This is a genomic window from Paracoccus spongiarum (genome assembly GCF_030732095.1).
Lineage (GTDB): Bacteria > Pseudomonadota > Alphaproteobacteria > Rhodobacterales > Rhodobacteraceae > Paracoccus > Paracoccus spongiarum.
Window position 1 is genome coordinate 176,051 of record NZ_JAVAMQ010000006.1, and the last position, 25,447, is coordinate 201,497.

General features: G+C 69.3%; 22 protein-coding genes and 1 pseudogene. 12 read left to right on the top strand and 11 right to left on the bottom strand.

Annotated features, from left to right (window positions below; genetic code table 11):
* Window positions 1-52 precede the first annotated feature (52 nt).
* The 10 genes from Q5Y72_RS08985 to Q5Y72_RS09030 all read left to right on the top strand — a co-directional run bounded on the left by Q5Y72_RS08985 (window position 53) and on the right by Q5Y72_RS09030 (window position 11,969).
* Window positions 53-1,132, top strand: a complete 1,080-nt coding sequence (locus Q5Y72_RS08985) for a microcin C ABC transporter permease YejB (protein WP_305963077.1) — start codon at window positions 53-55, stop codon at window positions 1,130-1,132.
* Window positions 1,132-2,235: an ABC transporter permease gene (locus Q5Y72_RS08990; protein ID WP_305963078.1), complete on the top strand. Its 1,104-nt coding sequence runs from the start codon at window positions 1,132-1,134 to the stop codon at window positions 2,233-2,235. The genes Q5Y72_RS08985 and Q5Y72_RS08990 overlap by 1 nt, the downstream gene beginning before the upstream one ends.
* A gap of 83 nt (window positions 2,236-2,318) precedes the next feature.
* Window positions 2,319-3,953, top strand: a complete 1,635-nt coding sequence (locus Q5Y72_RS08995; RefSeq protein WP_305963103.1) for an ABC transporter ATP-binding protein — start codon at window positions 2,319-2,321, stop codon at window positions 3,951-3,953.
* Window positions 3,950-5,173, top strand: coding sequence for a glycosyltransferase (locus Q5Y72_RS09000; RefSeq protein WP_305963079.1), 1,224 nt, complete (start codon window positions 3,950-3,952; stop codon window positions 5,171-5,173). Before Q5Y72_RS08995 ends, Q5Y72_RS09000 begins: the two co-directional genes overlap by 4 nt.
* 30 nt (window positions 5,174-5,203) lie before the next feature.
* On the top strand, window positions 5,204-6,628 hold the full coding sequence (gene cysS / locus Q5Y72_RS09005; protein WP_305963080.1) for a cysteine--tRNA ligase: 1,425 nt from the start codon (window positions 5,204-5,206) through the stop codon (window positions 6,626-6,628).
* Complete coding sequence (cimA, locus tag Q5Y72_RS09010; protein WP_305963081.1) at window positions 6,625-8,247, top strand: citramalate synthase; 1,623 nt, start codon at window positions 6,625-6,627, stop codon at window positions 8,245-8,247. Before cysS ends, cimA begins: the two co-directional genes overlap by 4 nt.
* Window positions 8,244-9,014, top strand: a complete 771-nt coding sequence (locus Q5Y72_RS09015; RefSeq protein ID WP_305963082.1) for a squalene/phytoene synthase family protein — start codon at window positions 8,244-8,246, stop codon at window positions 9,012-9,014. The genes cimA and Q5Y72_RS09015 overlap by 4 nt, the downstream gene beginning before the upstream one ends.
* A gap of 143 nt (window positions 9,015-9,157) precedes the next feature.
* Window positions 9,158-10,030, top strand: coding sequence for an ABC transporter permease (locus Q5Y72_RS09020; protein ID WP_305963083.1), 873 nt, complete (start codon window positions 9,158-9,160; stop codon window positions 10,028-10,030).
* The gene (locus Q5Y72_RS09025) at window positions 10,027-10,848 is read left to right on the top strand and encodes an ABC transporter permease (protein WP_305963084.1); all 822 of its coding nucleotides are present in this window, start codon (window positions 10,027-10,029) and stop codon (window positions 10,846-10,848) included. The genes Q5Y72_RS09020 and Q5Y72_RS09025 overlap by 4 nt, the downstream gene beginning before the upstream one ends.
* Complete coding sequence (locus Q5Y72_RS09030; protein WP_305963085.1) at window positions 10,845-11,969, top strand: ABC transporter ATP-binding protein; 1,125 nt, start codon at window positions 10,845-10,847, stop codon at window positions 11,967-11,969. The genes Q5Y72_RS09025 and Q5Y72_RS09030 overlap by 4 nt, the downstream gene beginning before the upstream one ends.
* Window positions 11,970-12,028: 59 nt before the next feature.
* Here Q5Y72_RS09030 and Q5Y72_RS09035 read toward each other — a convergent pair whose 3' ends face one another.
* Genes Q5Y72_RS09035 through Q5Y72_RS09055 form a run of 5 tightly spaced genes read right to left on the bottom strand, consistent with a single transcriptional unit; the run spans window position 12,029 to window position 16,778 of the window.
* Window positions 12,029-13,414, bottom strand: a complete 1,386-nt coding sequence (locus Q5Y72_RS09035; protein ID WP_305963086.1) for a cytochrome P450 — start codon at window positions 13,412-13,414, stop codon at window positions 12,029-12,031.
* The gene (locus Q5Y72_RS09040) at window positions 13,411-14,619 is read right to left on the bottom strand and encodes a hypothetical protein (protein WP_305963087.1); all 1,209 of its coding nucleotides are present in this window, start codon (window positions 14,617-14,619) and stop codon (window positions 13,411-13,413) included. The genes Q5Y72_RS09035 and Q5Y72_RS09040 overlap by 4 nt, the downstream gene beginning before the upstream one ends.
* Before the next feature lie 57 nt (window positions 14,620-14,676).
* Complete coding sequence (locus Q5Y72_RS09045; RefSeq protein WP_305963088.1) at window positions 14,677-15,363, bottom strand: M48 family metallopeptidase; 687 nt, start codon at window positions 15,361-15,363, stop codon at window positions 14,677-14,679.
* A gap of 48 nt (window positions 15,364-15,411) precedes the next feature.
* Window positions 15,412-16,593, bottom strand: coding sequence for a vWA domain-containing protein (locus tag Q5Y72_RS09050; RefSeq protein WP_305963089.1), 1,182 nt, complete (start codon window positions 16,591-16,593; stop codon window positions 15,412-15,414).
* A complete protein-coding gene (locus Q5Y72_RS09055) occupies window positions 16,593-16,778 on the bottom strand; it encodes a hypothetical protein (RefSeq protein ID WP_305963090.1) in 186 nt (61 codons plus the stop codon). The genes Q5Y72_RS09050 and Q5Y72_RS09055 overlap by 1 nt, the downstream gene beginning before the upstream one ends.
* A 128-nt stretch (window positions 16,779-16,906) precedes the next feature.
* Here Q5Y72_RS09055 and Q5Y72_RS09060 point away from each other — a divergent pair, with 128 nt between their 5' ends.
* Entirely contained in the window at window positions 16,907-18,511 is a 1,605-nt protein-coding gene (locus tag Q5Y72_RS09060) for a GMC family oxidoreductase (RefSeq protein WP_305963091.1), read from the top strand.
* A 62-nt stretch (window positions 18,512-18,573) separates the two neighbouring features.
* A complete protein-coding gene (locus Q5Y72_RS09065; RefSeq protein ID WP_305963092.1) occupies window positions 18,574-20,289 on the top strand; it encodes an amidohydrolase family protein in 1,716 nt (571 codons plus the stop codon).
* Here Q5Y72_RS09065 and Q5Y72_RS09070 read toward each other — a convergent pair.
* The 6 genes and pseudogenes from Q5Y72_RS09070 to Q5Y72_RS09095 all read right to left on the bottom strand — a co-directional run.
* Window positions 20,286-21,611: a GH1 family beta-glucosidase gene (locus tag Q5Y72_RS09070; RefSeq protein WP_305963093.1), complete on the bottom strand. Its 1,326-nt coding sequence runs from the start codon at window positions 21,609-21,611 to the stop codon at window positions 20,286-20,288. The two genes, Q5Y72_RS09065 and Q5Y72_RS09070, sit on opposite strands and share 4 nt — an antisense overlap.
* Window positions 21,612-21,670: 59 nt before the next feature.
* Window positions 21,671-22,492 (bottom strand): annotated as a pseudogene (locus Q5Y72_RS09075) (metal ABC transporter permease).
* Window positions 22,492-23,349, bottom strand: a complete 858-nt coding sequence (locus tag Q5Y72_RS09080; RefSeq protein WP_305963094.1) for a metal ABC transporter permease — start codon at window positions 23,347-23,349, stop codon at window positions 22,492-22,494. Before Q5Y72_RS09080 ends, Q5Y72_RS09075 begins: the two are co-directional and overlap by 1 nt.
* Window positions 23,350-23,498: 149 nt before the next feature.
* Window positions 23,499-23,846: a helix-turn-helix domain-containing protein gene (locus Q5Y72_RS09085; RefSeq protein ID WP_305963095.1), complete on the bottom strand. Its 348-nt coding sequence runs from the start codon at window positions 23,844-23,846 to the stop codon at window positions 23,499-23,501.
* Between the two features lie 151 nt (window positions 23,847-23,997).
* Window positions 23,998-24,897, bottom strand: a complete 900-nt coding sequence (locus tag Q5Y72_RS09090; RefSeq protein WP_305963096.1) for a phage protease — start codon at window positions 24,895-24,897, stop codon at window positions 23,998-24,000.
* Between the two features lies 1 nt (window position 24,898).
* Window positions 24,899-25,447, bottom strand: a 549-nt coding sequence (locus Q5Y72_RS09095) for a Mu-like prophage major head subunit gpT family protein (RefSeq protein ID WP_305963097.1), incomplete at its 5' end; no start/stop codon positions are given.

Here is a 25,447-nt window from a genome sequence, read left to right on the forward strand (position 1 = left end):
CAGGGCCGCAAAGGCTCGCATGGTCCCCAGGGGCGGGCAGAAGGGCAGGCAGATGGGTGCCTATATCCTGCGGCGTTTGCTGCTGATCATCCCCACGCTGATCGGCATCATGCTGGTCAACTTCACCCTGACCCAGTTCGTTCCCGGCGGCCCGATCGAACAGATCGCCGCGCAGGTGCAGGGCGAGGGCGACGTGTTCCGCAACATCACAGGCGGCGGGGCCGAGGCGGGCGCGGGCGGCGTGCAGGACCAGTATCAGGGCGCGCGGGGCCTGCCGCCGGAATTCATCGCCCAGCTGGAGAAGGAATTCGGCTTCGACAAGCCGCCGGTCGAACGCTTCCTGTCCATGCTGTGGAACTATGTCCGCTTCGATTTCGGCACCTCGTGGTTCCGCTCGATCAGCGTGATCGACCTGGTGATCGAGAAGATGCCGGTCTCGATCACCCTGGGGCTGTGGTCGACGCTGCTGGCCTATCTGATCTCGATCCCGCTGGGGATCGCCAAGGCGGTCCGCGACGGCACGCGCTTCGACACCTGGACCTCAGGCGTCATCATCATGGGCTATGCGATCCCGGCCTTCCTCTTCGCGGTGCTGCTGATGGTGCTGTTCGCGGGCGGCAGCTACTGGAAGATCTTTCCCCTGCGCGGCCTGACCAGCGACAATTTCGCCGACCTCGACACCTGGGGCAAGATCAAGGATTATGCCTGGCACGTCACCCTGCCGGTGCTCGCCTCGACGATCTCCAGCTTTGCCACGCTGACGCTGCTGACCAAGAACAGCTTTCTCGACGAGATCAACAAGCAGTATGTGATGACCGCGCGCGCCAAGGGGCTGACGGAACGGCGGGTGCTGTATGGCCATGTCTTCCGCAACGCCATGCTGATCGTGATCGCGGGCTTTCCGGCGATGTTCCTCGGGGTGTTCTTCGGCGCGTCGATCCTGATCGAGACGATCTTCTCGCTGGACGGGCTGGGCCGGCTGGGCTTCGAGGCGGCGGTGCAGCGCGATTATCCGGTGATCTTCGGCACGCTTTACGTCTTTGGCCTGATGAGCCTGATCGTCGGCATCCTGTCGGATCTGATGTATGTCTTCGTCGATCCACGCATCGACTTTGAATCGAGGGCCGGGTGATGGCGCTGTCGGAACTGAACCGCCGCCGCTGGCGCAGCTTCCGGCGCAATGGCCGGGCCTTCTGGTCGCTGGTGATCTTTTCGGTCCTGTTCCTGGTGGCGATGCTGGCCGAGGTCGTGGCCAACGACAAGCCGATCCTGGTCAGCTATCGGGGCGAGTTGCATGTTCCGGCCTACCGCTTCTATCCCGAGACCGCCTTCGGCGGCGATTTCGGCACCGAGGCGATCTATCGCGACGAGGCCGTGCAATGCCTGATCGTCACCGGCGGGCGCGAGGCGTGCTGGGACACGCCCGAGGACCTGATCGCCGCCGTGCGGGCCGGCACCAGCGATGTGCCCGAGGAGGAACAGGGCTGGATGATCTGGCCGCCGATTCCGTTCCACTACAAGACCATCAACAATGTCGGCAGCGCCCCCAGCGCGCCGGACGCCACCCATTGGCTGGGCACCGACGACACCGCGCGCGACGTGCTGGCGCGGGTGATATACGGGTTCCGCATCTCGATCCTCTTCACGCTGATCGTGACCGTCATCGCCTCGACCATCGGCATCGCGGCCGGCGCGATCCAGGGCTATTTCGGCGGCCGCACCGATCTGGTGTTCCAGCGGGTGCTGGAGATCTGGGCCTCGACGCCGGGGCTTTACGTCATCATCATCCTGTTCGCGATCCTCGGGCGCAGCTTCTGGCTGCTGGTCTTCGTCACCATCCTGTTCGGCTGGCCGGCGCTTGTCGGCGTGGTGCGGGCCGAGTTCCTGCGGGCGCGCAATTTCGAATATGTCCGCGCCGCCCGCGCGCTCGGGGTGGGCGACCGCACGATCATGTTCCGCCACATCCTGCCCAACGCGATGGTCGCCACGCTGACCATGCTGCCCTTTGTCGTCACCGGCACGATCAGCGGGCTGGCGGCGCTGGACTATCTGGGCTACGGGCTGCCGGCCTCGGCCCCCTCGCTGGGCGAACTGGCCTTGCAGGCCAAGCAGAACCTGCAGGCGCCTTGGCTGGCCTTCACCGCCTTCTTCACCTTCGCGATCATGCTGTCGCTTCTGGTGTTCATCTTCGAGGGGGTCCGCGACGCCTTCGACCCCCGGAAGACCTTCAAATGAGCGGTGACGACGAAGCCCATCTGCGCCCGACGATCCCCGCCAGCGGCGCCCCCGCCGCGGTGGCCGAGGATCACGGCGCGCGGATGCCGGGCGAGGCCGCCACGCGGCCCGATCCCGCGCCGCCCTCGGACGCGGTCCTGGCCGTCCGTGACCTGAAGATCAGCTTTCGGCAGGAAGGCCGCATCATTCCCGCGGTCAAGGGTGTCAGCTTTCACATCGCGCGTGGCGAGACCGTCGCGCTGGTGGGCGAATCCGGCTCGGGCAAGTCGGTGACCGCGCTCAGCACGGTGCGGCTGCTGGGCGATGCCGCCCTGGTCGAGGGCAGCGTGCAATACGAGGGGCGCGAGATGATCGGCGCCCCCGACCGGCTGCTGCGCGACATTCGCGGCAACGACATCAGCTTCATCTTCCAGGAGCCGATGACCTCGCTGAACCCGCTGCACACGCTGGAAAAGCAGCTGGCCGAAAGCCTCGCGCTGCATCAGGGGCTGAGGGGCGCGGCGGCGCGGGCGCGGATCGTCGAACTGCTGAGCCGCGTCGGCATCCGCGACCCCGAAAGCCGGCTGGCCGACTATCCGCACCAGCTGTCGGGCGGCCAGCGCCAGCGGGTGATGATCGCGATGGCGCTGGCCAATGGCCCCGACCTGCTGATCGCGGACGAGCCGACGACCGCGCTGGACGTGACCATCCAGGCGCAGATCCTTGAACTGCTGGCCGAACTCAAGCGCGCCGAGGGGCTGTCGATGCTGTTCATCAGCCACGATCTGGGCATCGTGCGGCGCATCGCCGACCGGGTCTGCGTGATGAAGGATGGCGAGATCGTCGAACAGGGCCCGGTCGAGGCGATCTTTGCCGATCCGCAGCACGCCTATACCCGCAAGCTCTTGGCGGCCGAGCCGAAGGGCCTGGCCGAGCCGGTCCCCGACGGCGCCGAGGTGATGGTCGAGACGCGCGATCTGAAGGTCTGGTTCCCGATCCAGCGCGGCCTGCTGCGCCGCACCGTCGGCCATGTGAAGGCCGTCAACGGCGCGACGCTGTCGGTCCGGGCGGGCGAGACGCTGGGGATCGTGGGCGAATCCGGGTCGGGCAAGACCACGCTGGCGCTGGCGATCATGCGGCTGATCGAAAGCCGCGGTCCGATCCTCTACATGGGGCAGGACATCTCGGGCTGGGGCGGGCCGCAGCTGCGCCGGCTGCGGCGCGACATGCAGATCGTGTTCCAGGATCCCTTCGGCAGCCTCAGCCCGCGCATGACGGTCGAACAGATCATCGCCGAGGGGCTGGGCGTGCATGGCGTCGAGAAGGGCCGCGACCGCCGCGAGCAGGTCAGCGCGATCATGGCCGAGGTCGGACTGGACCCGGCGATGATGCACCGCTATCCGCATGAGTTCAGCGGCGGCCAGCGCCAGCGCATCGCCATCGCCCGGGCGATGATCCTGCGCCCGAAACTGGTGGTGCTGGACGAGCCGACATCGGCGCTGGACATGACCGTGCAGGTGCAGATCGTCCAGCTTCTGCGCGGCTTGCAGCAGAAATACGGGCTGGCCTTCCTGTTCATCAGCCACGACCTGCGGGTGGTGCGCGCGATGGCGCACCAGATCATGGTGATGCGCGCGGGCGAGGTGGTCGAGCATGGGCCTGCGGCGGCGATCTTCGCGGCGCCGCAGGACGACTATACCCGCAGCTTGCTGAAGGCTGCCTTCCCGGAGCGGGCATGAAGATCCTCTTCGTTCACCAGAACTTCCCCGGCCAGTTCCCGCATCTCGCTCCGGCGCTGGCCCGTCGCGGCCATCAGGTCGTGGCGCTGACCGACGAGAAGAACGACCGTCCCAGCCCGGTGCGCACGGTGCGCTACAAGGCGCCCGAGCCGGTCAAGACCACGGGCGTGCTGGGCCGCACCTATTCCGAACATGCCGAACGCGGGCTTCTGGCCGCGCGCGGCGCGCGGGCGCTGCGCGACCGCCACGGCTTCAGCCCGGATGTCATCATCGGCCACACCGGCTGGGGCGAGACGCTGTTCCTGCGCGAGATCTGGCCCGATGCCCGGCTGCTGGTCTATGCCGAGCTGATGTATCGCACCCGCGGCCATGACGTGGGCTTCGATCCCGAGATCCATCCGGACAGCGACGAGGGGCGGTTCATGACCGTCGCGCGGTCGGCCCATCTTATACAGGGCATCGTGCAGGCCGATGCGGCCATTGCGCCGACCCGCTATCAGGCTGACAGCTTTCCGCCCGAACTGCGCGGCAAGATCACCGTGATCCATGACGGCATCGACACGACGCGGGTCTGCCCGGACGCCGGGGCGCGGCTGACCCTGCCCAGCGGGCAGCAGTTGCAGGGGGGCGACGAGGTGCTGAGCTTCGTGTCGCGCTCGCTGGAACCCTATCGCGGCTTTCACGTCCTCATGCGCGCGCTGCCCGCGGTGCTGGCCGCGCGGCCGCAGGCGCAGGTGGTGCTGGTCGGCGGCGAGGGCGTCAGCTATGGCAGCGCGCCCAGGGACGGGCGCGGCTGGAAGCAGATCATGCTGGAGGAACTGGGCGACCGGCTGGACCTGTCGCGGGTGCATTTCGTGGGCCGGCTGCCCTATGCGGAATATCTGTCGCTGATCCAGCTGGCGCGGGTGCATTGCTACCTGACCTATCCCTTCGTGCTGTCATGGTCGCTGACCGAGGCGCTGGCGGCGGGCGGCTATGTGGTCGCCTCGGACACGGCGCCGGTGCGGGAACTGATCCAGGACGGCCGCAACGGCCGGCTGGTGCCGTTCTTCGACGTGGCCGCGCTGTCGGCGGCGCTGATCCGCGGGCTTCAGGGCGATCCCGACGCCGCCCGGCTGCGCGACGCGGCGCGGCAGACCATCCTGGACGGATACGACCTGGCCCGCCACAGCCTGCCGCGCCAGATCGAATGGGTGGAAAGCGCGGGCGGGATGCGCTAGACCCTGCCGACTGGCAGAGAAGGCAGGCAGATGGTGCAGATCCGGCTGACGAACACCCGCACGCGGCGGAAAGAGGATTTCACCCCCATCGATCCCCGGAACCTGCGGCTGTATCTGTGCGGGCCGACCGTCTATGACCGCGCCCATCTGGGCAATGCCCGGCCGGTGCTGGTCTTCGACGTGCTGGTGCGGCTGCTGCGTCACGCCTATGGCGCCGGTCACGTCACCTATGTGCGCAACTTCACCGATGTCGACGACAAGATCAACGCCCGGGCGGCGGAGACCGGGCGCCCGATCCGCGACATCACCCGCGAGACGATCGGCTGGTATCATGACGACATGGACGCGCTGGGTGCCGAGCGGCCCGACCACGAGCCGCGCGCGACCGACTTCATCGGCCAGATGATCGCGATGATCGAGGTTCTGATCGGGCGCGGCCACGCCTATGCGGCCGAGGGGCATGTGCTGTTCGACGTGCGCTCTTATGCCGATTACGGGCGGCTGTCGGGCCGGTCGGTCGATGACATGATCGCCGGCGCCCGCGTCGAGGTGGCGCCGTTCAAGCGTGATCCGATGGATTTCGTGCTGTGGAAGCCCTCGGACGGGGATCAGCCGGGCTGGGACAGCCCCTGGGGACGCGGGCGGCCGGGCTGGCATATCGAATGTTCGGCGATGTCCGAGGCGCTTCTGGGGCCCAGCTTCGACATCCATGGCGGCGGCATCGACCTGCAGTTTCCCCATCACGAGAACGAGGTGGCGCAAAGCTGCTGCGCCCATCCCGGCGCCGGCTTCGCGAAAGTCTGGCTGCACAACGAGATGCTGCAGGTGGAAGGGAAGAAGATGTCCAAGTCGCTGGGCAATTTCTTCACCGTCCGCGATCTGCTGGACCGTCCTGCCGGGCAGGGCGGGGGGGTGCCGGGCGAGGTGATCCGCCTTGTCATGCTGTCCACGCATTATCGCAAGCCGATGGACTGGACCGAGGCGAAGCGCGCGGAAGCCGAAGCGGTGCTTCGGCGGTGGCGTGGTCTCGTGGCGGGCATCGAACCCGCCCCGAGCCCGGCGCCCGCCGTCCTCGACGCGCTGTGTGACGACCTGAACACCGCGGGCGCGATCGCGGCGTTGCACGACCTGGCGGGCAAGGGCGACGCGGCGGGGCTGCTGGCCGGTGCGCGGATGCTGGGGCTGCTGCTGCCCGGGATGGGCGGATGGGCCGAGGCCGGGGCGGATGCCGATGCCGATGCGGCGGGGCTGATCGGGACCTTGCTGGCGGCGCGCGCCGCGGCCCGCAGCGCCCGCGACTTTGCCCGGGCGGACGCCATCCGCGACGGCTTTGCCGCCGCCGGGGTTGCCATCAAGGACACCGCCGGTGGCGCCGAATGGAGCCTGCAGCCGGGCTTCGACGCGGCGCGGCTGAGGGCCCTGGCCGAGGCCCTGAGCGGAAGCCAGCCGGCATGACGCCCGAGCGCCTCTATCTTTACGACACCACGCTGCGCGACGGGCAGCAGACGCAGGGCGTGCAGTTCTCGGCCCGCGAGAAGGTCGAGATCGCGCGGATGCTGGATGGCCTCGGCGTCGACTATATCGAGGGTGGCTGGCCCGGCGCCAACCCGACCGACAGCGAGTTCTTTGCCGACGCCCCCGCCACCCGCGCCGTGATGACGGCCTTCGGGATGACCAAGCGGGCCGGTCGTTCTGCCGCCAATGACGAGGTTCTCGCGGGCGTGCTGGACGCGCGGACGCCGGCTGTCTGCCTCGTGGGCAAGACCCATGTGCTGCATGTCACCGAGGCCCTGGGCATCGGGCTGGACGAGAACCTGGCCAATATCGGGGAGTCGGTCGCCCATCTGGTTGCCTCTGGGCGCGAGGCGCTGTTCGATGCCGAGCATCTGTTCGACGGCTGGAAGGCCGATCCCGGCCATGCGCTGGCCTGCCTGCGCGCGGCGCTGGGGGCGGGGGCGCGCTGGATCGTGCTGTGTGACACCAATGGCGGCACGCTGCCGGCCGAGGTCGCGCGGATCGTCGGCGAGGTGATCGCGGCAGGGATCCCGGGCGACCGGCTGGGCATCCACTGCCATGACGACACCGGCAATGCGCTGGCCTGTTCGCTGGCCGCCATCGACGCCGGCGTGCGGCAGGTGCAGGGCACGCTGAACGGGCTGGGCGAACGCTGCGGCAATGCCGATCTGGTCAGCCTGATCCCGACGCTGCTGCTGAAGCCGCCCTATGCGACGCGGTTTTCCACCGGCATCGACCGCGACCGGCTGCGCGACCTGTCGCGGCTGTCGCATCGGCTGGACGACATCCTGAACCGCGTCTCGCGGCGCGGCGCGCCCTATGTGGGCGCCTCGGCCTTTGCCCACAAGGCCGGGCTGCATGCCAGCGCCATCCTGAAGAACCCGGCGACCTACGAGCATGTGGATCCGGCGCTGGTGGGCAATGCGCGGGTGATCCCGATGTCGAACCAGGCCGGCCAGTCAAACCTGCGCGCAAGGCTGGCCGATGCGGGGATCGAGGTCGCGGCCGGCGATCCGGCGCTGGGGCGGATCCTCGATCTCGTCAAGCGGCGCGAGGATCAGGGCTATTCCTATGACGGCGCCCAGGCCAGCTTCGAGCTGCTGGCGCGGCGCGAACTGGGCAGCCTGCCGCGCTTTTTCGAGACCGACCGCTATCGCGTCACGGTCGAGCGGCGCCACAACGCGCGGGGCGAGCGGATCTCGGTCTCCGAGGCGGTGGTGGCGGTGCGGCTGGGCGATCAGCGCGTCCTGTCGGTCAGCGAAAGCCAGGATGCCGAGGGCGGCGACCGCGGCCCGGTCAACGCGCTGTGGCGGGCACTGGTCAAGGATCTGGGGCCCTATCAGGCGGTGATCGACCAGATGCACCTGGCCGATTTCCGCGTCCGCATCACCCAGGGCGGCACCGATGCCGTCACCCGCGTCATCATCGACAGCGCCGACCGGCAGGAACGGACCTGGTCCACCGTCGGCGTGTCGGCCAACATCGTCGATGCCAGCTTTGACGCGCTGATCGACGCGATCACCTGGAAGCTGATCCGCGACGGGGTCGCCCCGGCATGAGCCTTGACGCCTGCACCGAGGCCGTGCGCCAGCAGGACCCCGACCGCTTCGGTGCGGTGCTGGTCGCGGCGGCGGATCAGCGTCCGGCGCTGGTCACGTTGTACGCGCTGAACCTCGAGATCGCGCGGGCGCCGTTCCAGTCGGCCGAGCCGATGCTGGCCGAGATGCGCCTGCAATGGTGGATCGACCGGCTGGCCGAGATGGGGCGCGGCACGGCGCCGCCGCTGCATGACGTGCTGACGCCGCTGTGGCAGGAATGGGGCCGCGGCGCGGGCGAGTTGGCCGGGCTGGCCGAGGCGCGGCGGCGCGACTGCACCCGCGAGCCGCTGGCCGGCGTCGAGGCGGTGGTGTCGCATGTCGATGCGACGGCGGGCGCACTGATGTGGACGGCCGCGCAGCGCCTGGGCGCGCCCGCCGCCGCGCGCGGGGTGATCGCCGACCACGCCCTGGGCGCCGGACTGGCGGCCTGGCTGCGCGCCCTGCCGCAGTTGCAGGCGATGGGTCTGGGCCTTGCCGAGCCGCAGCCACAGATCCCGCTGCGTCTGGCCGGGCTGGCGCGGGAATCGCTGCGCCGCGCGGCGCGCAGCAGCCGGGCCGTGCCGCGCAGCGCGGCAGCCGCGCTGTATCCCGGCCCTCGCGTGCCCCGCTTCCTGTCCGAGATCGAGCGCGGCAACATCGACTGCCTGACCGCCACGCCAGAGATCACGCCCTTCCAGCGCCGCGCCTCGCTGGCGCGTCTGGCGCTGACCGGGCGCTGGTGGCGATAGCCGCGGGGCGGAGCCAGAAAGCCCTTCCCAAGCCCGCGCCGCTGTGGAAGGAATTGGCGAGGAGGCGTTTTCGCGCGGGCGGCAGAACCACGCCGTGACGCCGCCACCACGACGACGGGACCACAGGATCGCGGGACAGCAGGATGGCCAGACGAGGACTTGATCCAGAGGCACGCCAGGGCCTGACCCTGATCGCGCCGCCCTTCCTCTATGCCCTGGCAATTCTTGCCGCGCCGCTGCTGACGATCCTCGCCTACAGTTTCCTGACCGACGGCTATCTGGAGATCCTGCGCCAGGTCACACTGTCGAATTACGCGCAGGTGCTGACCGATCCGATCGTGCGCACGGTGATGCTGCGGTCGCTGTTCGTGTCGGGCATGGTCACGCTGGTGACGGTCGCTCTGGCCTTTCCGGTCGCCTACTACGTCAGCTTCATGGTGCGGCCCGAACGCAAGTCGATGTGGCTGTTCCTGATCACCATTCCCTTCTGGACCAGCTACCTGATCCGGGTGTTCCTGTGGAAGGTGATCCTGGGCTACAACGGCGTCATCAACAGTTCGCTGACCGGTCTTGGCATCATCGACGAGCCGCTGACCTTCATCCTCTACAACGTCAACTCGATCGTGCTGACGCTGGCACATGCCTATGCGCCCTTCGCGATCCTGCCGATCTTCGTGGCGCTGGAAAAGATCGACCGCTCGCTGCTGGAGGCCGGGCGCGATCTGGGCGAAAGCCGGCTGATGACCTTCTGGCGGGTCACGCTGCCGCTGGCGATGCCGGGGGTGATCGCGGCTGTGCTGATCGTGTTCATTCCGACCATCGGCGATTACGTCACGCCCGAACTGATCGGCGGCGGCAAGATCCCGATGATCGCCAACCTGATCCAGGTGCAGATGCTGGCGCTGGACAACCGGCCGCTGGGCTCGGCGCTGGCGGTCACCGCCATGCTGATCGTGGCCATCGTCAGCCTGCTGTTCCTGTTCCTCAACCGCCGCTTCCTGAAGGTGCGCCAATGAGCCAGCGACGCTTCGAGGGCAGCGGGCTGCGCGCCTATGCGATCTTCTACCTTCTGTTCCTCTATGCGCCGATCATCCTGTTGCCGCTGTTCGCCTTCAATTCGGGCACCATCATCGCCTTTCCGCTGCAGGGCTTCACGACCGACTGGTTCTCGCAGATGTGGGGCAACGCGACGCTGCGGCGGGCGCTGGCCAATTCGCTGACCATCGCCGTCTCGGCCTCGATCCTGGCGACCTGCCTTGCGATCTTCGCGGCCCGCGCCTCGACGCGGTTCGACTTTCCGGGCAAGGGCGGCATCATGGGCTTCATCCTGCTGCCGATGGTCCTGCCCGAGATCATCGTGGCCATGTCGCTGCTGGTGGTGCTGCTGGGCGCGGGGGTCGAGCTGTCGATCCTGACGGTGATCCTCGGCCATGCGCTGATCTGCATGCCCTATGGCATCGCCATCCTGTCCACCGCCTTTTCCAGCCTCGACCGCTCGCTCGAGGAAGCGGCCTACGATCTGGGCGAGACGAAATGGGGCGCGTTCCGGCTGGTGACGCTGCCGCTGGTCATGCCGGGGATCATCAGCTCGCTGCTGATCTCGTTCACGATCAGCCTCGACGAATTCATCATCGCCTTCTTCCTCGCCGGGAAAGAGCCGACCCTGCCGACCTACATCTTCAGCCAGCTGCGCTTTCCCAAGCAGATCCCGATGATCATGGCGCTGGGCACCGTGCTGGTCGCTCTGTCGATCGTCCTGCTGGCGATCGGCGAATATTTCCGCCGCCGCGGCATCGCGCGGATCGGCGGCAAGGATACCGGAGGCTTCCTGTGAGCGACGACCGCAAGCCCATGATCGAATGCCGCGACGTGCAGAAATATTATGGCGACTATCACGCGCTGCGCGGCATCGACCTGACCATCCGCGAGGGCGAGTTCTTCTCGCTTCTCGGGCCATCGGGCTGCGGCAAGACGACATTGCTGCGCACCATCGCGGGCTTCGAGGACATCAGCAGCGGCGCGGTGCTGATCGACGGGCGCCACATGGAGGACGTGCCCGCCAACCAGCGCCCCACCAACATGGTGTTCCAGTCCTACGCGATCTTCCCGCACCTGACCGTGGCGCAGAACGTGGCCTTCGGGCTGCGCCGCGACCCGCGCGGCAAGGCCGAAAAGGCGGCCCTGGTCGAGGAGGCGCTGGGCATGGTCGGGCTGGCGGGCTATGGCGGGCGCGCCGCCCATGCGCTGTCGGGGGGCCAGCGGCAGCGGGTCGCGCTGGCGCGTGCACTGATCCTGAAGCCCAAGGTGCTGCTGCTGGACGAGCCGCTGTCGGCGCTGGACCGCAAGATGCGCGAGCAGATGCAGGTCGAACTGATCAAGCTGCAGCGCCAGGTCGGCATCACCTTCGTCCTCGTCACCCACGACCAGGAGGAAGCCCTGGTCATGTCGGACCGCATCGCCGTGATGTTCGAGGGCGAGATCGCCCAGCTTGACGGGCCCGAGGCGCTGTATGCCCGCCCGGCGAACCGCCGGGTCGCGGATTTCATCGGCGTGATGAACTTCCTGCCCGCCCGGGTGATCGAGGATCTGCCCGAGGGCGGCGCGCGGGTCGAGGTCGCCGGGCTGGGCGTGGTCGATCTGCCCGCCCGCCAGATCAGCCGCGCCAATCCCGACGACCGCGCCGTGACGGTCGGCTTCCGCCCCGAGACGATGACGCTGATCGGCCCGGGCCAAAGCCACGGGCAGGCCCGCGAGACGGCGGCGACGATCGACGAGGTCGTCTATTACGGCGACATGACCTATTACGACCTGCGGCTGGACGGCGCCGCCCGGCTGGACGGGCAGGCGCGGACGGTGCGCATCTCGATGCGGAATGTCTTCGGACGCGACGTGCAGGACGTGGGCACCCGCACCCGGCTGGCCTGGTCGCCGGGATCGCTGGTGCTGTTCCGCTGACGGGTCGAACTTGCGCGAATAGCCTGCCGTAAAATCCTGATCCGAAAGATTTGTTGCCGCTATTCCATGCGCGGCGCGAGGCGGATCAGGATGCCGTCGCGGCCGCGGATCGTCAGCCGCGCCACCGGCACCGGCGCGGCGTCGCCCGGCGACAGGCGGAAGGCGGCGGCGATCCGGGCCAGCATCACCACCCCCTCGATCATCGCGAAGCCGGCGCCGGGGCAGGCGCGCGGCCCGGCCGAGAAGGGCAGATAGGCGGCGCGCGCGCTGGCCTTGCCCCCGGCGCTGTCCCAGCGGGCCGGATCGAAGGCGTCGGGCCGGTCCCACATCCGGTCATGGCGGTGCAGGTGCCAGGGCGACAGGATCACCTGCGCGCCGGGCGGGGCGCACCGCCCGCGCAGGGTTTCGCTGCGGGTCGTCTCGCGCACCATCATCGGCACCGGCGGATACAGCCGCAGCGCCTCGCGGAAGACCGCGCGGCTGGCGCGCAGCCCGGCGACGGCCCCGAAATCGGCCGTCAGGGCCGCGCCCTCGGCGGCGACCCGATCCTGCCAGTCGAGATTCCCCGCCAGCAGCCACAACGCCCAGGACAGCGCCGAGGCGCTGGTTTCGTGCCCGGCCAGAAAGAAGATCGCCACCTGGTCGACCATCTCGGCCTGGTCGAAGCGGCGGCCGGTGGCCGGATCCGGCGTGGTCATGATCTTGCTGGCCAGATCGTCTGGCGCGGTGCCCGCGGCGATGTCGGCCAGCCGCCGCGCGACCAGATCGCGGATCAGCGCGCGGATCTCGGCCGCGGTCTGGCGGGTGCGGCGCGAATGCCAGCGCGGCAGCCAGCGCGGCAGCGGCAGCAGCGCGGCCGGGTTGACGATGGGCTGGGCGTCCTGATGGGCGCGGAAGGCCGCAAAGACACGCGCGGCGATGCGATGCTCGATCGGCAGGCTGAACAGGGCGCGGAAGATCACGTCGGCGGCGGCGTGGCTGGCCTCGGGCTCGATGTCGATCTGGCCGGGCCGCAGGCGGGCGACCGCGGCCTCGGTCGCGGCCCAGATCGCGGGAAAGACCTCTCGCAGCCGGCCGCCCTCGAAGGCGGGGTCGATGATGCGGCGCTGCCGGGCCCATTCGGCGCCGTTGGTGACGAAGACCGAATTGCCCAGCAGCGGGGCCAGCCCCTCGCGCAGGCGGTTCGATTTGGGGAAATCGCCGGGGCGGTCCTGCAGGACCAGCCGCACCAGCGCCGGATCGTTGCACAGGAAGCTGTGGATCAGCGGGCTGCGGAACTCGGCCATCCAGGCGTGGAACAGCCGCGCGGGCAGCGCCGACAGCAGGTCGCGCCGAAAGCCACCCGCCAGCCGCAGGACCGAGCCGCGGGCCTCGCGCGCGGCGGGCTTGGGCGGGACGGGCGCGGGCGGGACGGGCTTGGGCGGGAAGGGCGCGGGCGGGATCACGCGGCCCTCCGCCGCCCGACGGGGCGGGCGATGCGGCCCGGCGAATGGCCGCGCCCGGCAAAGCGGTCGGCCAGCCGGCGTGGCCCCGCGGTGATGGAGAAGTAGTCGTAGTCGCCTGGCCGGTCGAAGGCGCAGAGATACTGGAAATGCAGCCGGAACCAGCGCCCGCGCAACCGACGCCGCGCCTCGGGCGACAGGGTGCGGGTGAAGGCCGCCGACAGCACCAGCGGCCACTGCTGGCCGGGCCCGGCCATGCCCGACACCGCCACCGGATCGCACAGGCCGAAGCAGCAGGCATCGCCCGGCGCGCTGACATCCAGCCAGAACAGGCCGGCGCATTCGGAGAGGAAGGCCAGATCCGCGCGCAGCCGCCCCGCATCGGGCAGGAACGAGGCCATCGGCACCACATGGCCAAGGGTCATCAGCGCCAGCGCCGGGCGGTCCGCGGGCAGCCCGCCCGCGCGGATCACATCGGCCAGCAGCGACACCGCCAGATAGGCCCCCGAGGAATGGCCGACCACCAGCACCTCGTCCACATCCTCGGCCAGTGCCTGCCGCAGCCGCGCCGCAAAGACGGCCAGACGCGCCTCGAGCGCGTCGGGATAGGCGCCGCGGTGGCGGGCGGTGAAGGCGTAGTCATGCATCAGGTAATAGGCGAAGATCCGGTGGTCCAGCCGCCGGAACAGCCACAGCACCGCCACGAGGACGGCGGTGCCCAGCGCGAGGCCCAGGCCCGCCCCGGCGATCCCGCCGCCCGCCAGCCGCGCCGCCGTGACGCCTGCAAGCCCGCCCAGCAGCTGCCCCGCCAGCGCCTGCGCCAGCAGCACCACGATGGGGTAGAGCGCGGCGATGACCGGCCCGCGCCGCAGCCCCATCAGGCGCAGCAGCGCGCCCGAGCCGATATAGGCCCAGGCGGTGCCCAGCAGTTGCAGATAGGTCGCTCCGATCCCGCCGCGCATCGAGGCCTGCACCAGGTCGTCCCAGACCAGCACCTCGAAATCGGCTTGGGCCTCGCCCTCGGGAAAGTGCCCGGTCGCGTGCCAGCCGAAGCCGGGCTGCCCCGGCCGTCCTTCGGTTGCGATGCCATAGCCGCTGATCGCCGCCTGACGTGCCGCCTCGCTGCGGAACAATTCGCGATAGCGCCGGGGCGGGATCGGATCGAAGCCCGGCACATAGAGGACCCGGCGGCGGAAAGGGGGCGTCATGCAGGGCCTCGGTGATGCTGGTTCAACTTACGCGCGACCGGGCCGGCGGGGCAAGCCTCAGCCGTTCTGCCAGCGCCCCTCATGCGCCTCGATGGCCGCGATCCGCTGGGCCGAGGGCGGGTGCGACAGCAGCCAGGCGGGCGCGGCGGGGCCGGCCCGGCCGGCCAGCTTGTCCAGCTTGCGAAACAGCGATTTCTGAGGCCCGGTGCCAAAGCCCGCGCGGATCATCAGCGCGCTGGCAAAGCGGTCGGCCTCGAATTCGTCCTGCCGCGACAGCCGGGCGGCGACCGCGCTGGCGACGAGGTTGGCGACCCAGCCGCCGATGCCGGGCAGAAAGCGGCCCAGCACCCCGGTCAGCGCCAGCCGGATGGCGTTCTGGCCGGCGAAGTCGATCATCCGCCGCCGCGCATGGCCGTGGGCGACATGGCCCAGCTCATGCGCGATGACGCTGGCCAGTTCCTCGGGGGTGACCTCGCAGGCATCCAGCTTGCGAATGAAGCCGCGGGTCAGGAAGATCCGGCCGTCGGGCGCAGCTAGGCCGTTCACCGGCTCGACCTCGTAGATATGGGCGCTGACCGGCGGAAGGTCCATCGCGGCGCCCAGGCGTTTCAGCACCGGGGTCAGGCGGGGATGGCGCAGGGGGGTGGATTTCTGGCGCAACTCCTGCTTCAGGCGCCACGCGGAAAAGAACCACATCGCGGCCAGATAGAGGATCAGCAGCAGGAAGGGTGTCAGCTTCAGCATCCGACCTATGTGGGGCCGGGGCGGCGCCGGGTCAATCGGCCCGCGCCCTCAGCCCAGCAGGCGCATCGCGCGGGTCAGCCCCTCGAGCGTCAGGGGCACCATCCGGCCTTCGAAGATGTCGCCGATCATGGCGATCGACCGGGTGCGGTGCCAGTGCCGTTCGGGAACCGGGTTCAGCCAGACGTGATCGGGCCATGTCTCGCAGGCCCGGCGCAGCCAGACCTCGCCGGGTTCGGGGTTCCAGTGTTCGTTCGCGCCGCCCGGCACGGCGATCTCGTAGGGCGACATCGAGGCATCTCCGACGAAGATGCATTTGTAGTCGCGGCCAAAGCGGTGCAGCAGGTCCCAGGTCGGCGTCTGTTCGGTCCAGCGGCGGCGATTGTCGGTCCACACGCCCTCGTAGAGGCAGTTGTGGAAATGGAAATGCTGCATGTGCTTGAACTCGGCCCGCGCCGCCGAGAACAGCTCGTCCACCAGCCGGCTGTGATCGTCCATGCTGCCGCCGACATCCAGAAACAGCAGCACCTTGACCGCGTTTCGGCGTTCGGGCCGGGTCTGCACGTCGATATAGCCATCCTCGGCGGTGGCGCGGATCGTGCCGGGCAGGTCCAGTTCCTCGGCGGCGCCATGCCGGGCCCATTGCCGCAACCGCTTCAGCGCGACCTTGATGTTGCGGGTGCCCAGTTCCACGCTGTCGTCGAAATCGCGGAACTCGCGCCTGTCCCAGACCTTGACGGCGCGACGGTGGCGGCTTTCGTGCTGGCCGATCCGCACGCCTTCTGGGTTGTAGCCATAGGCGCCGAAGGGCGAGGTGCCGGCGGTGCCGATCCATCTGCTGCCGCCCTGATGGCGGCCCTGCTGCTCGGCCAGCCTTTCGCGCAGCTTGTCCATCAGCGCCTGAAAGCTGCCGCTGCCGGCGATCTGGGCCTTTTCGGCGTCGGTCAGGATCTTCTCGGCCAGCTTTTCCAGCCAGTCGCGCGGGATCGCCTGTTCGGTGACCAGCGCCTCGACCGGGATCTGGTCCAGCCCGGCGAAGCTTTCGGAAAAGGCCCGGTCAAAGCGGTCCAGATGGCGCTCGTCCTTCACCAGGACCAGCCGCGCGAGGTGATAGAAGCCGTCGACCGTCCAGCCGGCGACCCCGGCCTGCATCCCCGCCATCAGGTCCAGCCACTCCGTCAGCGAAACCGGCACCCCCTGCCGGCGCAGCGCGTCGAGGAAGGGGACGAACATCAGATCATCCGGTCGAGGATCACGGTCGCGAACAGGCCGATGACCGCCAGCGCCAGCGCATAGCCCGCCGCGTATTGCGCCCGGTCGCGGCGATTGCCCCCCAGGCGGGCGGCGCGGCGCCAGCCCAGCAGGCCGCCGATGAGCATGGCAGCAATGACGATCATGACGCCCCCGATCTGTTGCACGACCCGCAGATAGACCCTTGCGCGCGGCCGTGCAACCGGCCCCCGTGCCGCAGTCGCGCGCGGGCGCCTGCCTTGCCGCGGCAGGGAGCAGCGGCTAGGTTTCGGGCGGCACCGCATGAGGGGAGAGGATGCAGGATTTCGGCAGCTATGACTTCATCGTGATCGGCGCCGGATCGGCCGGCTGCGTGCTGGCCAACCGGCTGTCGGCCGATCCGCGCCACCGGGTCCTGCTGCTCGAGGCGGGCGGCAGCGACAACCGCTTCTGGGTGCATGTGCCGGTCGGCTATCTCTATGCGATGGGCAATCCCGATCTCGACTGGTGCTACCGGACCGAGCCCGAGCCGGGGCTGAACGGGCGGCGGCTGAATTATCCGCGCGGGCGGGTGCTGGGCGGCTGTTCCTCGATCAACGGCATGATCTACATGCGCGGGCAGGCGGCCGATTACGACGGCTGGCGGCAGGCCGGCAATCCCGGCTGGGGCTGGGACGACGTGCTGCCGCTGTTCCGCCAGAGCGAGCGTCACTTCGGCCCCGCTGACGAACTGCATGGCGACCGGGGCGAATTGCGCGTCGAGCGGCAGCGGCTGAACTGGCCGATCCTTGATGCCGTGGCCGAGGCCGCGCAGGAGCTGGGCCTGCCGGCCTGCGCCGATTTCAACTGCGGCGACAACGAGGGCGTGGGCTATTTCCCGGTGACCCAGCGCGGCGGGCTGCGCTGGAACGCGCGCAAGGCGTTCCTGCAACCGGTGCTGGACCGTCCCAACCTGCGGGTCGAGACGCACGCCCAGGTCCATCGCCTGCTGCTGCAGGATCGCCGCGCGACCGGCGTGGTGTTCGAGCAGCAGGGCCTTGTGCGGCAGGCGCGGGCGCGGGGCGAGGTGATCCTTGCGGCCGGTGCGATCAACTCGCCGGCGCTGCTGGAACTCAGCGGCATCGGGCAGGCGGGGCGGCTTGCCGACCTGGGCATCGCGCCCGTCCATGACCTGCCCGGCGTGGGCGAGCATCTGCAGGACCACCTGCAATTGCGCACCGTGTTCCGGATCAGCGGGGCGCGCACACTGAACGACCGCGCCCGGACCCTGTGGGGCAAGGCCGGGATCGCGCTGGAATATGCGCTGTGGCGGCGCGGGCCGATGGCGATGGCGCCCAGCCAGCTGGGCATCTTCGCGAAATCCTCCGAGGCGCTGGCGACCGCCAATCTGGAATACCATGTCCAGCCGCTGTCGCTGGAGGCCTTTGGCGATCCGCTGCATGATTTTCCGGGGCTGACCGTCTCGGTCTGCAACCTGCGCCCGGAAAGCCGTGGCAGCTGCCATGTCACCTCGGCCGATCCCGCGGCGGCCCCGGCGATCCGGCCCAACTACCTGTCCACCGAGGGCGACCGGCAGGTGGCGATCGACAGCCTGCGCCATGCAAGGCGGCTGATGGCCACGCGCCGCATGGCCGCCTTCGCCCCGCACGAGATCAGGCCCGGCGCGCATCTGCAAAGCGACGCCGATCTGGCCGGGGCGGCGGGCGATGTCGGCACGACCATCTTCCACCCGGTCGGCACCACCCGGATGGGGCAGGACCCGATGGCGGTCGTCGATGCCCGGCTGCGCGTGCACGGCATCGAGGGGCTGCGCGTCGCGGATGCCGGGATCATGCCGGCGATCGTGTCGGGCAACACCCATGCGCCGGTCACGATGATCGCGGAAAAGGCCGCCCGGATGATCCTCGAGGCGGCGCGCTGATGCTGTCGCGGCCCCCGCGGCCGTGCTAGTCTGGCGCCGATCCGCCCAAGCCGAGGTGCGCCATGCCGACCCGTCGCCGTCTCGTCCAGATCGCGCTTGGCACGACCGCGCTGGCGGGCTGCGGCCTGGCGGGCGGTGCGCTGCGGCCCGGCCCGCCCGCGCCTCTGCCCGGTCTCGGCATCGACGCGCATCTGCATCTGTTCAACGCCACCGACGTTCCGGTGATGGGCTGGCTGGATCAGGTCGATTTCACCACCGAGGGAGGCGGCAGCCTGCCCGATGCCACCCGATCGCCGCTGATCCGGCTGATCGTCGCCTTCATGGCCAACGGCACGCGTGACGCGGGCGAGGAGCTGGCCCGCCTGCCCGCCAATCTGGCGCGGGCGTCGGACCGCGAGATGCGCGAGGACGGCGTGGCGCGGCTGGCCGATTTCCTTGCGGACTACGAGGCAGAACGGCTGGCCGTCCCGCCGCCCGGCGCGCGGATGCGGGCGCTGCCCGCCGCCGAACTGACCCGCCGCGCCGAGGACCAGCAGCTTTTCGCGGATCTGGCCGCGGCGGCCGGGCTCGACCGGGCCGAGATCCTGGCCGAGCCTCTGCCCGCCGACGGCGCGGCGCCGGCCTCGCGCAGGACCGCCGCCGCGCCGCCCCCGCCGGTGGTCGCCGAGGACCCGGCGCGCAGCGCCCGCGCCATCGCCGAGGGTCTGTTCGATCCCCGCAACCAGGCCGGCGATCCGGTCAAGGAGACGCTGTCGGGCATGATCCGCTGGGCCGAGCTGATGACCCGCGACCGGGCCCGCATCCTGCAGCAGGCCGCCAGCCTTTACGGCCGGCCCGGCGAGGTGCAGGTCTTCTGCAACCACCTGCTGGACCTTTCGTGGTGGCTGAAGGGCAACGAGATCAAGCAAAGCGACCCGGACGACCTGATCCGCCTCTTTGCGGCCCTGTCGGCCCGGCGCAGCGACGTGCTGGTGCTGAATTTCGCGGGTTTCTGCCCGCTGCGCGCCGCCATCGAGGGCGAGGTCGCCCATGCGCGGCTGCGCCGGGCAATCGACGAGCACGGCTTTGCGGGCGTCAAGCTGTATCCGCCGATGGGCTTCCGGCCGCTTGGCAATGGCGATGTGGGCTTTGGCCATGCAAGGCGCGCGCCCCCCGGCGGTGGCGCCGCGCTGGACCGCGAATTGCGCAGGCTTTACGGCTGGTGCCTCGACAACGACCTGCCGGTGGCGGCCCATGCCTCGGCCAGCATGGGTGCGGGGCCGGGCACTGCGGCCTATTCCGCGCCCTGGCTGTGGCGGCCGGTGCTGCGCGAATTTCCGGGCCTGCGGGTCAATCTGGCGCATTTCGGCGGCTTTGGCGGGCATGGCCTGCCGGAATGGGAGGGCCAGCTGTCCGCGATGCTGGGCGAGTTTCCCTCGCTGTATTTCGATACCGGCTTCTGGACCGAGACGCTGCAGGGCGCGGCGGCACGGCCGGGATCGCTGGCCACGACCCGGCGGCTGCTGGCCAGCACGCCGGGCGCGGCCCAGCGGATGCTGTATGGCAGCGACTGGTCGATGATCGCGCGGCTGCCCGGCCACCCCGCCTATCTGGCCGGCATCCAGCGATTCCTGGCCGATCTGCCGGTGGCCCCCGCGCAGGCGCAGGCGGTCATGGGCGACAATGCCCGCCGCTGGCTGGGGCTGGATCGCGAGGGGCCACAAAGCCGGCGACTGGCGCGGTTTTACGGCGGCCATCCGGTCTGGCGGCGGCTGTTCCCCGCGCCCGGCGGGGGCTAGTCCGCGCGGCCCTGCGCCAGCATCTGCCGGAAGGCATGCCAACTGGCCTTGGGGCTGCGCGCCATGCTGTCGTAATCGACATGCACCAGCCCGAAGCGCGGCCCGTAGCCGAAGGCCCATTCGTAGTTGTCCAGAAGCGACCAGTAGAAGAAGCCGCGCAGATTGACGCCCTGCGCCAGGGCCTCACGCGCGGCGCGCAGATGGCCGGCGATGAAGTCGATCCGCGCTGGGTCCGCGGTGACATCGGCGCCCGGCTCCAGCGCCATGCCGTTCTCGGTGACGAAGATCGGCAGGTCGCCGACATGGTCGCGCGACAGCCGCAGCAGGAATTCGGCCAGCCCCTCGGGGCGGATCTCCCAGCCCATCTGGGTCTTGGGCAGGGGGCCGGCCACGCTGCGGTCGTTGGGCCACAGCCCGGGCGCATGAGCGTGCAGGCCGCGCGTGTAGTAGTTGACGCCCAGCCAGTCCAGCGGCTGCGCGATCAGGCCCATATCGTCCTGCCAGCCCTGCGGCAGATGCGGGCCGATGCCGGCCAGCGCCGCCTGCGGATAGCCCTGGCCGGTCAGCGCGCGGATGAACCACTGGTTGTAGATCGCGTCATGGGTGGCGGCGGCCTCGGCCGATCCGGGGATGTCGTCGGCGGGATGCGCGGTCTCGAAGTTCAGGACGATGCCGAGATCCTGCGCACCCTCGGCCCGCAGCGCGGCCATCGCCGTGCCATGTGCCAGCAGGACATGGTGCATGGCCCGGCTGGCGGCGCGGATGTCGCGCAGCCCCGGCGCGTGATGGCCCAGGAAATGCGACAGCCAGGCGATGCACCAGGGCTCGTTCAGGGTGGCGGTGCTGGCCACGCGGTCGCCAAGCCGGGCGTGGACGGCAAGCGCATAATCGGCGAACCATCCGGCTATGTCGCGATTGCGCCAGCCGCCCCTGTCGGCCAGCGCCGCCGGCAGGTCCCAGTGATACAGTGTCAGGAACGGCGCCAGCCCGCGCGCCAGCATCCCGTCCACCAGCCGGTCATAGAAATCCAGGCCCTCGGGGTTCGGCCGGCGTCCGTCGGGCATCACCCGCGCCCATGAGGTCGAAAAGCGGTAGGCGCCGAAGCCCGCGTTCCGCATCAGGTCCAGATCGGTTTCCCACAGGTGGTAATGGTCGCAGGCCCGCGCGCCGCTGCTGTCATCGGCGATGTTGCCGGGCGTCGCCGCGAAGCTGTCCCAATGCGAGGGACCGGCGCCGCCGAAGCCCGCGCCCTCGATCTGGTAGGCGGCGGTGGCCGCCCCGAAGACGAAGCCGGCGGGAAAGTCGGATCTGGGCGGCAGCATGGCGGACCTCCTCTGGTGGCGCAAACATGCTGCCATGCCCGGGTCGCGGGCGGAAGGGGTCAGGCGCGCGCCACCCGGCGCCCGGCAAGCTGTCGCCACAGGAAGGACGCCACGAAGAGCCCGGTCAGCACCAGCACGATCGTCGGCGCCGGGGCGCTGTCCAGCCAGAAGCTGGCCCAGACGCCGCCCAGACCCGCAAGAACCGCCACCGCGACCTACAGCATCCCTTGCAGCCGGCGCGTGACGAGAAAGGCGATCGACCCCGGCGCGTTCAGCAGCGCGACCGACAGGATGATGCCCACGGCCGACAGCATCGCCACCACCGCCGCCGAGATCATGGCAAGCAGCCCGTAATGCAGCCAGCGCACGCTCGGCCCGGAGACCCGCGCCTGCACGGGATCGGAGGCCAGCATCGCGAAGTTGCGCCATTTCAGGATCAGGATGACCGTGACCGCCGCGCCGATCGCCCCGGCCGAGGCGAAATCGGCGCGACCGACGCCCAGGATGTTGCCGACCAGGATGTGATCCAGATGCGCGTCGGTCGGGATCTGGGTGTAGATCACGATGCCCAGGCCGAACATGCCCGACATCACGATGCCCAGCGCGGTGTCCTGCCGGATGCGGCTGTTGGCGTCCGGATAGCCCGCCGCCAGCGCGCAAACCATGCCGGCCGCGAAGGCCCCCGCCAGCAGCGGCACCCCCGCCACATAGGCCAGCACGATGCCGGGCAGCACCGCATGGCTGATGCCGTCGCCCATCAGCGACCCGCCCTTGAGCACCAGAAAGCAGCTGAGCAGCGCCGAGGGGATGGCGATGATGACCGCGACCAGCGCGGCCTCGGCCATGAAGGAATAGGGGAAGGGCGCCAGCAGCAGGTCCATCAGCGCGGCTCCAGCGCGGCACGGGCGCGGGCCCGCGCCGCCAGCGCGCCATGGGTCGGCGCGAAGGTGAAGACGCCGAGGAAGATCAGCGTCTGCAGCACCACGATCACGCCGCCGGTGGCCCCTTCGAGAAAGAAGCTGACATAGGCGCGGCTGGCAGAAGTCAGCGCGCCGATGGCCACCGACAGCACCAGAAGGCGCGGGAAGCGGTCGGTCAGCAGATAGGCCGTCGCGCCGGGGGTGGCGACCATCGCGATGACCAGGAAGGCGCCGACCGTCTGCATCGCCGCCACCGTCGAGGCCGCCAGCAGGGTGAAGAACCGCACCCGCAGCCGGATCGGCTGCAGCCCCACGGTCCGGGCATGGGTCTCGGCGAAGAACACCGCCATCGGGTCGCGCCATTTCGCCAGCAGCACCGCCATCGAGACGCCGCCGATGAGGGTCAGCTGCCAGGTGTCGGCCGGCGAGATGGCGAGGTTGTTGCCCATGGTGATCGCCTGCAGGTCGACCGAGACCGGGTCGAGCGAGACCATGAACTGCCCCAGCCCGAAGAAGCTGGTGAAGATCAGCCCGATGATCGCATCCTCGCGCAGCCCGGTGCGGCTGTTGAGAAACAGCATCGACAGCGCCGCAAGCCCGCCGGCGAGGAAGGCCCCGAGCGCGAAGGGCAGGCGCAGAATCGCAGCGCCCGCGACGCCGGGCACGATGGCATGGGCCAGCGCGTCGCCGATCAGGCTCCAGCCCTTGAGCATGAGATAGGCCGACAGGAAGGCGCAGACCGCGCCGACCAGCGCCGAGACCCAGATGGCCTGCGCCATGTAGCCATAGGTGAAGGGGATCAGCAGGGTCTCAGCCATGGCGGCAACTCCTTGCGTCCCGCGACGGCCGGGGGGCCTGCTGTTATATCCCAAAACTCCTGATACCTCTGTCCCAAAAGGTTTGATCTGAGAAGACCCATTAACTTCTCGCGCTTATCAGATATCGTCTCTGTCCTTCTCAGGGCAGGTCAGCACTGTTTCCGTGCCCACCGGTGGACGGTGGCGTGGCTGATATGGCGGTCTGGCGGGAAGTGACTAGCGACCTCTGCCGCGATCTGGTGATATGTCAGGCGGTCCAGGCGGGCGAGGATGAAGGCTTGCAGCTCGGCATCGGTGTCGATGATCGGCGTGCGGCCGGGACGATGCTCGCGACGGTGCTGTGTCGGCAGCACGTCGCAGCTCGGAAGCTGTGACAGGGAATGTTGCAGTAGCTCGTCGCGCAGGTCGTTAATGGCGGATTCAAGTCGTGTCATCGTCGCCCGCATCACATTGATTTCGGCCAGCGCGGTGTCGATCTCTGTCAGGCGGTCGGACATGTCGGGCCTCAGCTGCAAGCCTTTATCAGGGCGGTGAAGGGTCAGTTGAATTTTCACCGCGCCGCTTCGGCCCTCGACAGGGACAGTTGGCCCCAAACCGTCGCGGCGCGGTGACTGTGCCGACCGGGCCCGCTACCCGGCCCGCACATTCCTATTTCAGATCGTCGGGCGACAGCCCGAGCTGTTCACAGATCGCCCGCGCAGCGGCGCTGCCCGGTCGGCCTCGGGCATCGTGGCTGGCGTCTTGCAAACGGCTGGGCCGGTGCAGGTGCGCGTAAGCGGGGCTGGCGGTCGCAACGAAGCTGTCGAAACTTGCCTGATCCTGCGTGCAGAGAGCGAACGCCCAGTCCCGCATGGCGGGCGTCAGATATCCCGCGTTTATCGCCTGTTCAACCTTCGCCTCGGCCGCGCGCGCCGCGCAGTCCCTGTCGGCGCCGTTGCGCTGTTTCAGCAGATCGGCCACGGCCTCGATAGGCACATAGCGGGCCGGATCGGGCGCGCCCTTCGCCTTGATCGCATCGAGGATCGCGTCGGCATCCGTGCCGGCATCCAGGCCAAGGGCTTCGGCGATGCGCGAGAGGTCGGAGGGGGCGTCGGTCATGGTCATCTCCTGTTCGGAAAGGGCGGTCAGGGCGAGATTGGGTCGGTGCACCAGTCCCGCACCGATCAGGCGCAGAACCTGGCCGGTTGTCGGGTGATAATGCAGGACCGGCGACAGGAACCGATATTCGCGATTGGCAATCATTTCGGCGGCGCGGGCTGTCCATTCGACCTTGCCCCAGATGCCGTCCTCGCGCGCTTGCAGGCTCTTGATCCATCCAGCGGCCGGAAGCGGCCCGCCATGCGATTTTGGCTTCTCGCTTTCATGGTCATAGTCGACAGGCAGATCGCCACCCTTTGCCGAGCGGGTGATGAGCTGCGCCGGATCGTCCAGGCGCCATCGCCGCCCGTCGCGGCCGTTGACCGCCCCGACCGGCAGGATGTGCACCCAATCAGGCGCGGCCTTCGCGGGCAGCTCGACGGCTTCACAGATTGCGGTGCTGTCGGTCATGTCAGCCGCCCAGATACGGGGTCACGACGATTTCTGCGGTGCCTTTCCAGGGGTTCGAACCGCCGCCATCCTGCGTTTCGGTGTTCAGCAGGTGGAACGCCGGCTCTTCCAACTGGGGCGGAACGACCAGGACGTTCGGTCGGATGCCTAGCGGGCGTCCCTGATCGCCGGTCAGCGTCTGCATCTTGGCCCGGATCGCAGCATAATTGGCAGCGGTCAGCGGTTGGCGACTGGCATGGGCCAGTTGCCAAAGGCCAAAGCCTGCGTTGGCGCGCGCCCGAACGCCATACAGGAAGTTGTCGGTCATGAAGACGCGTTCGTCATTCAGCCGGGTGACGTTCTGAAACTCGTATTTCTCGCGCTCTTGCCAGATGATCGGACGCACCGCCCGCGAGGTATCCAGAAGATACCAGGCCGGCCCCGTACCGGTATCAAAGTTGCTGACCGGCGAATAATTCTCGCCGTCGATAACAATGGCACCGTCGGGGTCGAGCACCGGGTGATCGGTGTCGAAGAAGTTCTGACCGTCAAAGCAAAGGGTCGTGGTGCC

Bases quoted from the DNA above. Each gene is read 5' to 3' on its own strand.
- Q5Y72_RS09065 (WP_305963092.1), top strand. From the start codon at position 18,574: ATGCCGACCCGTCGCCGTCTCGTCCAGATCGCGCTTGGCACGACCGCG.
- Q5Y72_RS09045 (WP_305963088.1), bottom strand. From the start codon at position 15,363: ATGCTGAAGCTGACACCCTTCCTGCTGCTGATCCTCTATCTGGCCGCG.
- Q5Y72_RS09025 (WP_305963084.1), top strand. From the start codon at position 10,027: ATGAGCCAGCGACGCTTCGAGGGCAGCGGGCTGCGCGCCTATGCGATC.
- Q5Y72_RS09085 (WP_305963095.1), bottom strand. From the start codon at position 23,846: ATGTCCGACCGCCTGACAGAGATCGACACCGCGCTGGCCGAAATCAAT.
- cysS (WP_305963080.1), top strand. From the start codon at position 5,204: ATGGTGCAGATCCGGCTGACGAACACCCGCACGCGGCGGAAAGAGGAT.
- Q5Y72_RS09050 (WP_305963089.1), bottom strand. From the start codon at position 16,593: ATGTTCGTCCCCTTCCTCGACGCGCTGCGCCGGCAGGGGGTGCCGGTT.
- Q5Y72_RS09090 (WP_305963096.1), bottom strand. From the start codon at position 24,897: ATGACCGACAGCACCGCAATCTGTGAAGCCGTCGAGCTGCCCGCGAAG.
- Q5Y72_RS08995 (WP_305963103.1), top strand. From the start codon at position 2,319: ATGCCGGGCGAGGCCGCCACGCGGCCCGATCCCGCGCCGCCCTCGGAC.
- Q5Y72_RS09080 (WP_305963094.1), bottom strand. From the start codon at position 23,349: ATGGCTGAGACCCTGCTGATCCCCTTCACCTATGGCTACATGGCGCAG.
- Q5Y72_RS09070 (WP_305963093.1), bottom strand. From the start codon at position 21,611: ATGCTGCCGCCCAGATCCGACTTTCCCGCCGGCTTCGTCTTCGGGGCG.
- Q5Y72_RS09040 (WP_305963087.1), bottom strand. From the start codon at position 14,619: ATGACGCCCCCTTTCCGCCGCCGGGTCCTCTATGTGCCGGGCTTCGAT.
- Q5Y72_RS09000 (WP_305963079.1), top strand. From the start codon at position 3,950: ATGAAGATCCTCTTCGTTCACCAGAACTTCCCCGGCCAGTTCCCGCAT.
- Q5Y72_RS09020 (WP_305963083.1), top strand. From the start codon at position 9,158: ATGGCCAGACGAGGACTTGATCCAGAGGCACGCCAGGGCCTGACCCTG.
- Q5Y72_RS08985 (WP_305963077.1), top strand. From the start codon at position 53: ATGGGTGCCTATATCCTGCGGCGTTTGCTGCTGATCATCCCCACGCTG.
- Q5Y72_RS09015 (WP_305963082.1), top strand. From the start codon at position 8,244: ATGAGCCTTGACGCCTGCACCGAGGCCGTGCGCCAGCAGGACCCCGAC.
- Q5Y72_RS09060 (WP_305963091.1), top strand. From the start codon at position 16,907: ATGCAGGATTTCGGCAGCTATGACTTCATCGTGATCGGCGCCGGATCG.
- Q5Y72_RS08990 (WP_305963078.1), top strand. From the start codon at position 1,132: ATGGCGCTGTCGGAACTGAACCGCCGCCGCTGGCGCAGCTTCCGGCGC.
- cimA (WP_305963081.1), top strand. From the start codon at position 6,625: ATGACGCCCGAGCGCCTCTATCTTTACGACACCACGCTGCGCGACGGG.